We start from the raw sequence: 12,376 nt of genomic DNA on the forward strand, positions 1-12,376 counted from the left end.
GAATCTAGCCGGTCGGCCGGGCCCGCTGTCATGGCGGCCCCGGCCCGCCGCCTCCGTACGTCCTCAGTACGTCCTCAGTACGTCCTCAGTACGACTTCGGCAGCCCCAGCGACTGGTGCGAGACGAAGTTGAGGATCATCTCGCGGCTGACAGGTGCGATCCGCGCCACCCGGGCTGCCGTGATCAGGGAGGCCAGGCCGTACTCCCGGGTGAGGCCGTTGCCGCCGAGGGTGTGCACGGACTGGTCGACGGCGTGCACCGCCGCCTCCGCCGCCGCGTATTTGGCCATGTTGGCGGCCTCGCCCGCGGCCATGTCGTCGCCCGCGTCGTAGAGGTGTGCCGCCTTCTGCATCATCAACCGGGCCAGTTCCAGCTCGATATGGGCCTGCGCGAGCGGATGGGCGATGGCCTGGTGGGCGCCGACGGGCTCCTTCCAGACCTGGCGGGTACGGGCGTAGTCGACGGCCCGGTCGAGGGCGTAGCGGCCCATGCCGAGCGCGAAGGCGGCGGTCATGATGCGCTCGGGGTTGAGCCCGGCGAAGAGCTGCAGCAGTCCGGCGTCCTCGTCGCCCACCAGCGCGTCGGCGGGCAGCCGCACCTCGTCCAGGGTCAGCTCGAACTGCTTTTCCGGGGCGGCCAGTTCCATGGGAAGCAGACTGCGACCGAACCCGGATGTTTCACGTGGAACAATGAAAAGGCACGGCTTGAGCCGCCCGGTCCGGGCGTCCTCCGTGCGGCTGACGATCAGCGTCGCCTCGGCGATGTCGACGCCCGAGATGAACACCTTCCGCCCGTTGAGGATCCAGTCCGTCCCCTCCCGCCGGGCGGTGGTCGTGATGCGGTGCGAGTTGGACCCGGCATCCGGCTCGGTGATCCCGAACGCCATCTTGCGGGAGCCGTCCGCCAGCCCCGGCAGCCAGGTCCGCTTCTGTTCCTCGGTACCGAACCGCGCGATCACCGTGCCGCAGATCGCGGGCGAGACGACCAGCATCAGCAACGGGCAGCCCGCCGCGCCCAGTTCCTCCAGCACGATCGAGAGTTCGGCTATGCCGCCGCCTCCGCCGCCGTACTCCTCGGGAAGGTTGACGCCGAGGTAGCCGAGCTTGGCGGCCTCCGTCCAGAGTTCGTCGGTGTGCTGGCCCTCGGCGACGACACGGGCGAAGTACTCGCGGCCGTAGCGGCGGCCGAGCGCGGCGACGGCTTCGCGCAGGGCGCGGTGTTCCTCGGTCTCGATCACAGGGTTGCGCATGATGGCTCCTTCTGGGGAGGGGTCCGGGCGTGCGTCCTGCGGTGGGAGGGTCCGGGCGGGTGCCCGGGCTTCAGTCCGTGACGACGGCGAGCAGTGCGCCCATCTCGACCTGTCGGCCGGTGCGGGCGGGCAGCGAGGTGAGGGTGCCGGCGGCCGGGGCGGTGATCTTGTGTTCCATCTTCATGGCCTCCAGCCAGAGCAGCGGCTGGCCGGCCTCGACCCGGTCGCCCTCGGCGAGGCCGGGCGCGATCCGTACGACGGTGCCGGGCATCGGGGCGAGCAGCGAGCCGGGTTCGGTACGGGCGGCGGGGTCGGGGAAGCGGGGCAGGGCGGTGAGGGTGCGGGCGCCCGGCGTGGGGGCGCCGCCGGACGCGGGCGGAGAGTCGACATGGATCTGGTCGCCGTAGCGGGAGACCGTGAACTGCCGCCGCAGTCCGTCGACTTCGAGCGTCACTTCGCCCGGCGTCAGACCGGCCAGCCGTACGCCCGGGAATCCCTCGGCGGCCAGCCCGTCCCGCCCCAGCCGGTAGCGGACCTCGTACGCGCCGCCGGCACAGGCGTAGGTCTTGGTCTGCGGCCCGGAGGGGACGTTGCGGAAACCCCCGAAACGGGAGCGGCCGTGCGCGTCCGCGAGGGCGGCGGCGAGCGCGAAGAGCTCGGCGCCGGCGGCTTCGGCCTTGGTCAGCGCGGCGAGGTGGCGGTCGTAGAAGCCGGTGTCCAGCCCGGTGGCCTCGGCGAACTCCGGGTGCCGCAGGGACCGTACGAGCAGCTCGCGGTTGGTGACCGGGCCGTGGATACGGGCCCGCTCCAGGGCGCCGGCCAGCTTCCGTACGGCCTCGTCGCGGGTCGGCGCCCAGGCGATGACCTTGGCGAGCATCGGGTCGTAGTGGACGGTGACGGTGTCGCCGTCGGTGACGCCGGAGTCGAGGCGCACGCCGTCGGGCAGTGCGAGGCGGTGCAGGGTGCCGGTCTGGGGGCGCCAGCCGGCCACGGGGTCCTCGGCGTAGAGGCGGGCCTCCACGGCGTGCCCGGAGGGAGCGGGCGGCTCGGCGTCCAGCGCCCGCCCCTCCGCCACCTGCACCTGGAGGGCGACGAGATCGAGGCCGTAGATCTCCTCGGTGACCGGATGTTCCACCTGGAGGCGGGTGTTCATCTCGAGGAAGTACACCCGGCCGTCGGGCGGGACCAGGAACTCCACCGTGCCCGCGCCCCGGTAGCCGATGGCGCGGGCGGCCTGGGCGGCGGCCCCGTGCAGCGTGTCGCGCAGCGCGTCGGGCAGTCCGGGGGCGGGGGCCTCCTCGATGACCTTCTGGTGACGTCGCTGGAGCGAGCAGTCGCGGGTGCCGAGTGTCCAGACGGTGCCATGGGCGTCGGCGAGGATCTGCACCTCGATATGCCGCCCGCCCACCACATACGGCTCGACGAAGACCTCCCCGTCGCCGAAGGCCGCGGCGGCCTCGGCCTCGGCGGCCTGCAACGCGCCGGGCAGGTCGGCCAGTCCGGTGACCACGCGCATTCCGCGACCGCCCCCGCCCGCCGCCGCCTTCACCAGCAGCGGCAGGTCCGCCTCGGTGGCCGTCGCGGGATCGACGGGCGCCATCAGCGGCACCCCGGCCGCCGCCATCAGCTCCTTGGCCCGGGTCTTGGACGCCATCGCCTCGATGGCGTCCGTCGGCGGCCCGATCCAGACCAGGCCCGCACCGGCCACGGCGGCCGCGAACCCGGCGTTCTCGGAGAGGAAGCCATAGCCCGGGTGGACGGCGTCCGCACCCGCCGCGAGCGCGGCCCGCACGATCAGATCGCCGCGCAGATAGGTGTCGGCCGGGGCGTCGCCCGGAAGCCGTACGGCGGTGTCCGCCTCCCGCACGTGGGCCGCGCCGGCATCCGCGTCCGAGTACACCGCGACAGTGGAAATGCCCAGCTCACGGCACGTACGGAAGACACGGCGGGCGATCTCGCCCCGGTTGGCGACCAGGAGGGTTCTGATCACGAGAGAGTCTCTTTCCACTAGATCACCGCAACCATCAATTGAGGAATCACGACGGCGAGCAACCAGGTCCGCGAGAGCGGCGCCGGTTCAGGCGCACTAGAGGCGGAAGACGCCGAAGCCGCCCCGTGCGCCCTCGACCGGCGCGGTGTGGAGGGCGGACAGACACAGGCCGAGGACGGTACGGGTGTCGCGCGGGTCGATGACGCCGTCGTCGTAGAGCCGCCCGGACAGGAACATCGGCAGCGACTCGGACTCGATCTGCTGCTCCACCATGGCGCGCAGCCCGGCGTCCGCCTCCTCGTCGTACGGCTGCCCCTTGGCGGCGGCCGAAGCGCGGGCGACGATCGACAGCACGCCCGCCAGCTGCTGCGGCCCCATCACGGCGGACTTGGCGCTCGGCCAGGCGAACAGGAACCGGGGGTCGTACGCCCGGCCGCACATGCCGTAGTGCCCGGCGCCGTACGAGGCTCCCATCAGGACGGACAGATGCGGCACCCTCGAATTCGACACGGCATTGATCATCATCGCGCCGTGTTTGATGATGCCGCCCTGCTCGTATTCCTTGCCGACCATGTAGCCGGTGGTGTTGTGGAGGAACAGGAGGGGAATGTCGCGCTGATTCGCCAACTGGATGAACTGCGCGGCCTTCTGGGATTCGGCGCTGAACAGCACGCCCTGCGCATTGGCGAGAATACCGACGGGATAGCCGTGCAGCTCGGCCCAGCCGGTGGCCAGGCTCGGCCCGTACAGCGGTTTGAACTCGTCGAAGTCCGAGCCGTCCACGATCCGGGCGATGACCTCGCGCGGGTCGAACGGCGCCTTGAGGTCGCCGGGGACGATGCCGAGCAGCTCGTCCTCGTCGTACGCGGGCGGTGCGGCGGGCCCGGGGTCGGGCTGTGCCTTGCGCCAGTTGAGGCGTGCCACCACCCGCCGCGTCTGCCGCAGCGCATCCGGCTCGTCGACGGCGAAATAGTCCGCCAGCCCGGAGGTACGGGCGTGCATTTCGGCGCCGCCCAGCGACTCGTCGTCGCTCTCCTCCCCGGTCGCCATCTTCACCAGGGGCGGTCCGCCGAGAAACACCTTGGCCCGTTCCTTGACCATGATGACGTGGTCGGACATCCCGGGGACATAGGCACCCCCCGCCGTCGAATTGCCGAACACCACGGCCACGGTGGGAATTCCGGCGGCCGACAGCCGCGTGAGGTCCTTGAACAGCGCGCCGCCCGGGATGAAGATCTCCTTCTGGCCGGTCAGATCGGCACCGCCGGACTCGACCAGCGAGACCACCGGCAGCCGGTTGGCGTAGGCGATCTCGTTCGCCCGCAGCGCCTTCTTCAGCGTCCAGGGGTTGCTGGCGCCGCCGCGTACGGTCGGGTCATTGGCCGTGACCAGGCACTCCACCCCCTCGATCACCCCGATTCCGGTGACCAGGGACGCCCCGACCGCGTAGTCACTGCCCCAGGCGGCGAGCGGGGACAGTTCGAGGAAGGGGGTGTCGGGGTCCAGGAGGAGTTCGATGCGCTCACGGGCCAGGAGCTTGCCGCGCGCCCGGTGGCGGGCGGTGTATTTCTCACCGCCCCCGGCCACCGCCTTGCCGTGTGCGGCCTCGACCTCCGCCAGTTTCGCGAGCATCGCCGTACGGCGCTCCGCATACTCGGCGCTCGTCGGATCGAGCGCGGTTCCCAGCACGGTCACAGCAACACCTCCGGTATGTCCATGTGCCGCGAACGCAGCCACTCCCCCACGGCCTTGGCCTGCGGATCGAACCGTGCCTGCGCCGCGACGCCCGCGCCGAGCAGCCCGTCGACGACGAAGTTCAGGGCGCGGAGGTTCGGCAGGACATGGCGGTCGACGGGCAGGCCGGCGCATTCGGGGAGGAGTTCGCGCAGCCGGTCGGCCGTCAGGGCGTGGGCCAGCCAGCGCCAGGCCTCGTCGGTACGGGCCCAGACGCCGATGTTCGCCGAGCCGCCCTTGTCGCCACTGCGGGCCCCGGCGACGAGTCCGAGGGGCGCGCGGCGGGTGGGGAGGGCGGGGTCGAGCGGCTCGGGCGGAGCCGGGTCGGCCAGCCGCGCCAACTCCCTCGTCTTCCCGGCCGGTTGAAGGGCAACTCGGGTGCCGTCCGGCAGTACGGCCGTGTGCGGGACCTCGGCCGCGTCCACCGCCACCGCCTCGAAGACGCCGTACGGAGTGCCCTTGCCCGGCGGCGCGGTGACGTGGAAGCCGGGGTGACTGGCCAGCGCCAGCTCGATCGCGGCGCCGCTGACCGCGCGCCCCACCGCGTCCTGATCGGCGTCCCGCACCACCAGCCGCAGCAGCGCGCTTGCCTCCTCCTGGACGTCCGCGTCCGCCCGGTCGGTCCGGGCCAGCGTCCAGCGCACCTCGTCGGGCCGGTGGGCGGCGGCGTCGAGGGCCGCCTCCATCTGCGCACGGACCAGCTCCGCCTTGGCCTCGACGGCGAGCCCGGTCAGCACGAAGGTGACCTCGTTGCGCCAGCCGCCCAGGCGGGTCAGCCCGGCCTTGAGCGTCGGCGGCGGCGCCTCGCCGCGCACCCCCGCGATCCGGACCCGGTCGGGCCCGTCCCCGGTCAGCCGTACGGTGTCGAGCCGGGCCGTCACCTCCGGTCCGGCGTACCGCGCGCCGGCCGTCTCGTACAGGAGTTGGGCGGTGACCGTGCCGGTGGTGACCGCGCCGCCGGTACCGGGGTGCTTGGTGATCACGGACGAGCCGTCCTCGGCGATCTCGGCGAGGGGAAAGCCGGGGCGGAGAAGTCCGGGGCGGAGAAGTCCGGATCCGTGGCGGGTCCCGAAAGACTCATCGGTGTCGAAGAAGGCGTAGTTCCCGCCGGTGGCCTGGGTGCCGCACTCCAGCACATGTCCGGCGACGACGGCGCCGGCCAGCCGGTCCAGGTCCTGCGGCCGCCAGCCGAAGTGGGCCGCGGCCGCCCCGCTGACCAGCGCCGCGTCCGTCACCCGCCCGGTGACCACCACATCGGCCCCGGCCCGCAGACACTCCGTGATCCCCCCGCCGCCCAGATAGGCGTTGGCGGTCAGCACCCCGTCTCCCCACGGCCGGTGCCGCATCAGGTCGTCGCCCTCGACATGGGCCACCCGCACCGGAACGCCGGTCTTCTGCGCCAGCTCCCTCACGGCATCGGCCAGTCCGGCCGGATTGAGCCCGCCCGCATTGGTGACGATCCGCACCCCGCGCTCGACGGCCAGCCCCAGGCCGTCCTCCAGCTGCCGCAGAAAGGTCGTGGCGTAGCCGCGTCCGGGGTCCTTGAGGCGGTCCCGGCCGAGGATGAGCATGGTCAGCTCGGCGAGATAGTCGCCGGTCAGTACGTCGAGGGGGCCGCCGGTGAGCATCTCGCGGAAGGCGTCGAAGCGGTCGCCGTAGAAACCGGAGGCGTTGCCGATACGGAGGACGGCGGGGTCGGCGCCTATGGGGCGCGGGGCCCCGGCTGTCGGACCGCCGGTCACCGGGCACCGCCCTCGGCCCGCGGCCCCCGGCCCTTCCCCGGCGGCCCCGCGAAGGCCTGCGCAATGCCCAGCCACCGCTCCGCGTCCGCCCCGTGGGCCCGTACGCTCGGCAGATCGGCGCGATGCGCCCGCTGTGTCACCAGCAGACAGAACTCCAGAGCATCCCCGGTCACCCGCTGCGCCGCGTCCTGGGGGCCGTACGCCCAGACCGACCGCCCTCCCGGCGCCCGCAGCTCCACCCGGAACTCGTCGGCGGGCGGGGCAAGTTCATGAACCGCGAAGGCGAAGTTCCGGGTCCGTACCCCGATCCGGGCGATATGGCGCAGCCGGTCGGTGGGGATCCGCGTGACCCCCAGCGCATCGGCGATGTCCTGGCCGTGCGCCCAGGTCTCCATCAGCCGCGCGGTCGCCATCGACGCCACGCTCATCGGCGGCCCGTACCAGGGCAGTTTCTCGCCCGCCGGCCACGCCGCGAGCGCCCGCCACAGCGTCTCGCGCCCGGTGCGCCAGTCCGCGAGCAGCTCCGCGGGCGGCGCCTGCGCCCCCTCCTGTGCCCCGTCGTCCACAAAGGTCAGCGGCGAGGCGAGGGCCTCCTGCACGGCCACCCGGGTGAAACGGTCCGGGTCGGTGGCGGCGAGCAGCGCCTGCCGGTCGGTCCAGGCCAGATGGGCGATCTGGTGGGCGAGGGTCCAGCCCTCGGCCGGGGTCGGCGTCGCCCACCGCCCGGCCGGAAGCCCGGCGACGAGGGCGTCCAGCTCCTCGCTCTCGTCCCTGAGGTCGGCCAGTACGGCGCCGGGGTCGGACACGCGACACTCCCCTCATCACGCCAACTGCCGCTTGAGCAGGGCGCGTTGACATCGGCGTACGGATATACGGATGCGCGGCGGTACGGGTGGTCCTGGTGCGCTCCGAGCGTGGCAGCGACGGCAAAAACAATCAAGCATGCCTGCATGATTTTCTGGACGAGGGCGGCGCGGGCCCCGAGGCATCGGACACGGGTATCGGCGCACACCTCGCGCCGCCCGTTGCATTTCCCTTCACCAATGTAGTACTTCTTATACATGAGTGAGCAGGTGCACAACAGGCTGGCGATGGTGCGCGCGGAACGTAAGGTGTCGCGGCAGGCGCTGGCCGAAGCGGTGGGCGCCCACTACCAGACCATTGGCTACATCGAGCGCGGGCAGTACAACCCCAGCCTCGATCTGGCCCTGCGCATCGCCGAGTTCTTCGATCTGCCGGTGGAGGCTCTCTTCTCCCTCCGGCCGTTCCGCCCGCTCACGGACGAGGTTTACGGGAGGAAGCAGTGACCACCACAGGCACGACCGAACAAGCCCGGCGCACGCGCTACGACGAGCGCATGTTCGCCATCATGAACGACCGTACGGCGGCCCCCCTGTATGCGACGGCGGCCCGCCGCCGCGCGGCGGTCGCGGCCCACGTGGCGCTCACAGCGGCGACCGTGGCGGCAGGCGCCGGCATGTACGTGACCGACACGCCCTGGCTCGCCTACGTCATGCTCGCCCTGGTCGCCCCCTGGTGCCTGGCCACCGGCGTGATCAACGGCGCCACCCGCGGCCTCCTCGAACTGAGGACGCACGCCCTGGACGAACGCCAACTGGCGGAGCGGGACCGGGTACGCGCACAAGCACACCGCCTGACCACCTACCTGCTGGCGGCCGCCGTCGTCTGCATCGCGGCGGGCAAGTGGTTCGGCCACGTACAGGCCGGGACCCTGCTCGTTCCCGTCCTGGTCGCCGTGTTCGTCGCGCACTGGCTGATGCCGATGTGGGTGGCCGGTCTGGCGGTTCGGGACGAGCCGACTGAGGAGCAGGAGGAACTCTAGGGCCGTTTTCCGGGGGGGGGTCGGCGGGCGGACCGGATCACCGTACGGCTCACCGGGCGGGTCCGTCTCGCGCGCCGTCTCACCCCTGCGAGGAAGACCCCGCGCCCCGTACCGCCCCCACACTCGCCACCACGACCAGCCCGATGGCCAGCACCTCGGCCCAGCCCAGCGCCTGGTGCAGGACCAGGAAGCCGGCGGTGGCCCCCGCGGCCGGCTCCAGGCTCATCATCACCGCGAAACCGGAGGCCGGAAGCTTGCGCAGGGCGAGCAGCTCCAGCGTGTAGGGCAGGACGGACGACATCAGGGCGACGGCCGCGCCCAGGCCCAGGGTGACCGGGTCCAGCAGCGCGGCCCCCGCGCTGAAGATCCCAAGCGGCAGGCTGAGCACCGCCGCCACCGTCATCGCCAGCGCCAGCCCGTCCGCCTGCGGGAAGCGCTGTCCCGTACGGGCGGAGAGCAGGATGTACGCGGCCCACAGCCCGCCGGCCGCCAGGGCGTACGCCGCGCCGACGAGGTCGATCCCGTCGAACCCCTCGCGTCCCAGCAGCGCCACGCCCCCCAGCGCCAGCGCCGCCCACACCAGGCTCAGCAGCCGCCGCGAGGTGGCCACCGAAAGGATCAGCGGCCCGAGGAACTCCAGGGTGACCGCCGCGCCCAGCGGAATACGGTCGATCGCCTGGTAGAAGAGGGAGTTCATCACGACCAGGGCGACACCGAAGGCCACGACCGTGCCCCAGTCGCCCCGCGTGTATCCCCGCAGCTTCGGCCGGCAGACGAGCATCAGCACCAGCGACGCCACGGCCAGCCGCAGCGTGACGACCCCGAGCGCACCGGCCCGCGGGAAGAGCATCACCGCCACCGACGCGCCGAACTGCAGCGAGACGATGCCGCCGATCACCAGCGCCACCGCCGCGACCCGCCCGCGCGCTCCGGCCGCCCCGCCGGCGCCGGCCGCGGCCTCCGCCGTCAGCACCTCCGGGGACGCCGGCACGGGATGCGGGATTCCGCCGTCGCCGGGGAGGGGGGACGAGGCGGCAGTGGCGCCCGTGGGCGGGGTGACGGAGGAGACGGGACCGGCCGGTATACGACCTTCGGAAGGGGCAGGCTCATGATGCACACCCCCACGCTAAGACCCACCCTTCCGCTCCGTGAAATGCGGTTTCCCCCGTTGTTATGCTCCCCACGCATGACCGTCGAGCTGCGTCACTTCCGCTGCTTTCTCGCCATCGCCGACACCCTCAGCGTGACCCGCGCCGCCGAACGCCTGCATCTGACCCAGCCCGCCGTCTCCCGTACGCTCCGTCAGCTGGAACAGGAGCTGGGCGTGCGCCTCGTCGACCGCTCCACCCACCACCTCGCGCTCACCCCGGACGGCCTCAGCTTCCGCGACCAGGCGGCCATCGCGGTCACCGCCTTCGACCGCGCCCTCGGCCAGGCCCGGCGCGCCGCCTGGCCGCTGCGCCTGGGCCACGCCTGGTCCGCCGCCGGTACGTACACCACCGCCCTGCTCCGCCGCTGGCACGAGGAGCACCCCGACACCCCGCTCGAACTCCTCCGCATCGACGACCGCACGGCCGGCCTGGCCCGCGGCGACGTGGACGCGGCCCTGCTCCGCGGCGAGGTACGGACCCCGGGCCTGCTCACCGAGCGGCTGACCACAGAACCCCGGGTCGTCGGCCTCCCCGCCGACGACCCCCTCGCCCGGCGCTCCGTCCTCTCTCTCGCCGACCTGGCCGACCGCACCCTCGCCCTCAACTCCGTCTCCGGCATCACCACCCTGGACCTCTGGCCCACCGCCGCCCGCCCAGCCTCCACCATCACCATCGGCAACACCGACGACTGGATCGCCGCCATCACCGGCGGCCGCGCGGTCGGCGTCACCACCTCCGCTACCGCCGGAATGCACCCCCACCCCGCCATGGCCTACGTCCCTCTCGCCGACACCCCGCCCGTCCCGGTGGTCATCGCCTGGCGCGACGGCCCCGGGCATCCACGGATCCCTGATCTGATCAGGCTGGCCCGTGAGGCCCTGGGCGGGCCGGACGACGAGCCTCCGCGCTGAAGCACGTCCCCGCCATATCAAGCCGAATTAATCCCGCGATGCCGCGATCCCGCGATGCCGTGATATCGCGATCCCGCAATATCGCGATCCCGCAATACCGATGCCGCAAAAGGGAGACACCCCCGGCGCCCAAAACCCGGGACGCCCGATTCCGCTCGATTCACCGTTCACCCGAACGGCTCCACCCGAGGCGAAATGGGCCACCCGGGCATGCATGGTGATTCCATGAACACCACCACACAGCACAAGCGCCAGAAGAAATCCGTTTCCCGAATACTCGCGGTGAGCGCGGCCCTGGGCTTCGCCCTTGCGGCCGGCACGGCGACAGCCGCATCCGCCGCGGCCGAGCCGCCCACCACCCCCCACTACGCCAAAACCGCTGGCTACGGAGGCGGTGGCGGCGGTGACGACTGCAGCGCCGTCATCAACATCATCTGCCTGTGACGGTTGATCCCGCATAGGCACGAGCCGGGCGGAGGAGGCGGGAAATACGCCCAGGTAATACCTCCTCCGCCCGGCCGGTATCTGAATTGCCGGCACGCGAATTCAGCACCCGCGAATGCCAGAATTCCTCACCCAATACTCCAGCCGCAGATCGCGACCTTCATTGCCGTTGAGCTACTTGCCGGTGGCACACAGCAGCACAAAGGGTGGCCACGGTCCGATGAGACCGGGGCCACCCTCGTCATGCCGACTCAGCGAACGAACTTGGCGTACTCGTCGTAGTCGATCTTCTTGTCGCCGTTCTCGTCGGCCATCCGCACGATCATCTTGGCATTATCATCCGAAACCTTCCCGCCGCTGGTCTGGAGAGACGCCTTGAATTCGTCGGCGGTGATGTATCCGTCCCTGTCGGTGTCGATCTTGTCGAAGGCTGCGCGCTTGTCGTCACTCACCTGGGGTCTCCCTCAAGCCGTAGATCTCGTCGTCGGTTAACGACCAACCGCACGTGGCAGGCACGGGCGGCCGAATCGGCGTTTGGGTGAGCCGTGAAACGTGGTGTGCCAGTTGGCCATATAGGTGTTCCAGTTGGCCATATAAGCGGCCACCGACCTGAGGATCCCGGCGGGTCAGAACGAGAAGTACCCCCCTCCAGGTACGCCGCCGCGCGGTCCCCGCGATCCGAACGGCCGGCTTCAGCAGCCAGTCCGCGCATTCCAGCGGCATCACCTGCGCGGAGCGGAACTCCGGGTGCCCTGACCGCCGATGAGCATCGCCCGGTTTCACGAGGACATCACCATGACCGAGCCAGACGTAGGCGTGGTGGTGGGGTCGTGTCATTTCACTCCCTGCTCTGCACGCGTGTCCCGCATCTACGACGACAGGTCCGCGTCAAATGGAGGGGAGCCCTACCGGCAAGGAAGGGGAGCCGGTGAGGCCAAAGCACAACCCCATTCGCGGGGGGGGTGAGCTTTGAGGACGCACCTACCAGCGTCCAGCCGACAGGCTGAGGTGTTGTAGCTCGCCGCCCCTCAGCCGGCGCGTCCCGGCGGCTGGCCTACTTGCCGTCCCCGCCTTGCGGCTGGGGCTCACGCGGAGCCTCCGGAGGCATGGGGCCTCCGTCGTGCTTCCCGCCTTCCGCTTCCATGGCGACCGGGTGCCTGAATGGGATGCCGCGCCATCCATCGGCATCGGGCGTGCGCGTCTCGTACGTATCGACGCTCACAGCAGCACTCACACCAACCTCCTCTTTCGTGAGGGGCCATACCGCCGTACCGTCGGAGGCATGGCCCGTAGGCCCGCAGGAGTTTCCCTG

The 12,376-nt window shown here is 71.5% G+C and carries 11 protein-coding genes; 4 read left to right on the top strand and 7 right to left on the bottom strand.

What is annotated here, in order from left to right:
- Positions 1-85: 85 nt before the first annotated feature.
- The 5 genes from ADL29_RS04395 to ADL29_RS04415 all read right to left on the bottom strand — a co-directional run bounded on the left by ADL29_RS04395 (position 86) and on the right by ADL29_RS04415 (position 7,521).
- The gene (locus tag ADL29_RS04395) at positions 86-1,249 is read right to left on the bottom strand and encodes an acyl-CoA dehydrogenase family protein (RefSeq protein ID WP_046926481.1); all 1,164 of its coding nucleotides are present in this window, start codon (positions 1,247-1,249) and stop codon (positions 86-88) included.
- Between the two features lie 70 nt (positions 1,250-1,319).
- Complete coding sequence (locus tag ADL29_RS04400; protein WP_053922434.1) at positions 1,320-3,239, bottom strand: acetyl/propionyl/methylcrotonyl-CoA carboxylase subunit alpha; 1,920 nt, start codon at positions 3,237-3,239, stop codon at positions 1,320-1,322.
- 96 nt (positions 3,240-3,335) lie between these two features.
- A complete protein-coding gene (locus ADL29_RS04405) occupies positions 3,336-4,934 on the bottom strand; it encodes an acyl-CoA carboxylase subunit beta (protein WP_053922435.1) in 1,599 nt (532 codons plus the stop codon).
- Positions 4,931-6,715 (bottom strand): acyclic terpene utilization AtuA family protein, encoded by a 1,785-nt coding sequence (locus ADL29_RS04410; RefSeq protein WP_425424196.1) that lies wholly within the window; start codon positions 6,713-6,715, stop codon positions 4,931-4,933. The genes ADL29_RS04405 and ADL29_RS04410 overlap by 4 nt, the downstream gene beginning before the upstream one ends.
- Complete coding sequence (locus ADL29_RS04415) at positions 6,712-7,521, bottom strand: TIGR03084 family metal-binding protein (protein WP_053922436.1); 810 nt, start codon at positions 7,519-7,521, stop codon at positions 6,712-6,714. The genes ADL29_RS04410 and ADL29_RS04415 overlap by 4 nt, the downstream gene beginning before the upstream one ends.
- A 255-nt stretch (positions 7,522-7,776) precedes the next feature.
- Between ADL29_RS04415 and ADL29_RS04420 the strand changes: the two genes are divergently transcribed.
- Together ADL29_RS04420 and ADL29_RS04425 are read left to right on the top strand one after the other, a co-directional pair.
- The gene (locus ADL29_RS04420; protein WP_053922437.1) at positions 7,777-8,022 is read left to right on the top strand and encodes a helix-turn-helix transcriptional regulator; all 246 of its coding nucleotides are present in this window, start codon (positions 7,777-7,779) and stop codon (positions 8,020-8,022) included.
- Positions 8,019-8,558, top strand: coding sequence for a hypothetical protein (locus ADL29_RS04425; protein WP_245689135.1), 540 nt, complete (start codon positions 8,019-8,021; stop codon positions 8,556-8,558). The genes ADL29_RS04420 and ADL29_RS04425 overlap by 4 nt, the downstream gene beginning before the upstream one ends.
- Before the next feature lie 79 nt (positions 8,559-8,637).
- Here the strand turns inward: ADL29_RS04425 and ADL29_RS04430 are convergent, their stop codons facing one another.
- On the bottom strand, positions 8,638-9,549 hold the full coding sequence (locus ADL29_RS04430; RefSeq protein ID WP_425424197.1) for an EamA family transporter: 912 nt from the start codon (positions 9,547-9,549) through the stop codon (positions 8,638-8,640).
- A gap of 195 nt (positions 9,550-9,744) precedes the next feature.
- Here ADL29_RS04430 and ADL29_RS04435 point away from each other — a divergent pair, with 195 nt between their 5' ends.
- Both ADL29_RS04435 and ADL29_RS04440 read left to right on the top strand, forming a co-directional pair.
- Positions 9,745-10,620, top strand: a complete 876-nt coding sequence (locus tag ADL29_RS04435; protein ID WP_053922438.1) for a LysR family transcriptional regulator — start codon at positions 9,745-9,747, stop codon at positions 10,618-10,620.
- Positions 10,621-10,845: 225 nt separating this feature from the next.
- Positions 10,846-11,064 carry a hypothetical protein gene (locus ADL29_RS04440; RefSeq protein ID WP_157878387.1) on the top strand — a complete coding sequence of 73 codons (219 nt, stop codon included), beginning with the start codon at positions 10,846-10,848 and terminating at the stop codon, positions 11,062-11,064.
- A 251-nt stretch (positions 11,065-11,315) separates the two neighbouring features.
- Here the strand turns inward: ADL29_RS04440 and ADL29_RS04445 are convergent, their stop codons facing one another.
- Positions 11,316-11,516, bottom strand: coding sequence for an EF-hand domain-containing protein (locus ADL29_RS04445; protein ID WP_053922440.1), 201 nt, complete (start codon positions 11,514-11,516; stop codon positions 11,316-11,318).
- Positions 11,517-12,376 lie beyond the last annotated feature (860 nt).

It is taken from the genome of Streptomyces chattanoogensis (genome assembly GCF_001294335.1).
GTDB lineage: Bacteria > Actinomycetota > Actinomycetes > Streptomycetales > Streptomycetaceae > Streptomyces > Streptomyces chattanoogensis.

Excerpts from the sequence above, each read along its gene's own strand:
- ADL29_RS04395 (WP_046926481.1), bottom strand. The coding sequence starts at position 1,249 with ATGCGCAACCCTGTGATCGAGACCGAGGAACACCGCGCCCTGCGCGAA.
- ADL29_RS04420 (WP_053922437.1), top strand. The coding sequence starts at position 7,777 with ATGAGTGAGCAGGTGCACAACAGGCTGGCGATGGTGCGCGCGGAACGT.
- ADL29_RS04435 (WP_053922438.1), top strand. The coding sequence starts at position 9,745 with ATGACCGTCGAGCTGCGTCACTTCCGCTGCTTTCTCGCCATCGCCGAC.
- ADL29_RS04440 (WP_157878387.1), top strand. The coding sequence starts at position 10,846 with ATGAACACCACCACACAGCACAAGCGCCAGAAGAAATCCGTTTCCCGA.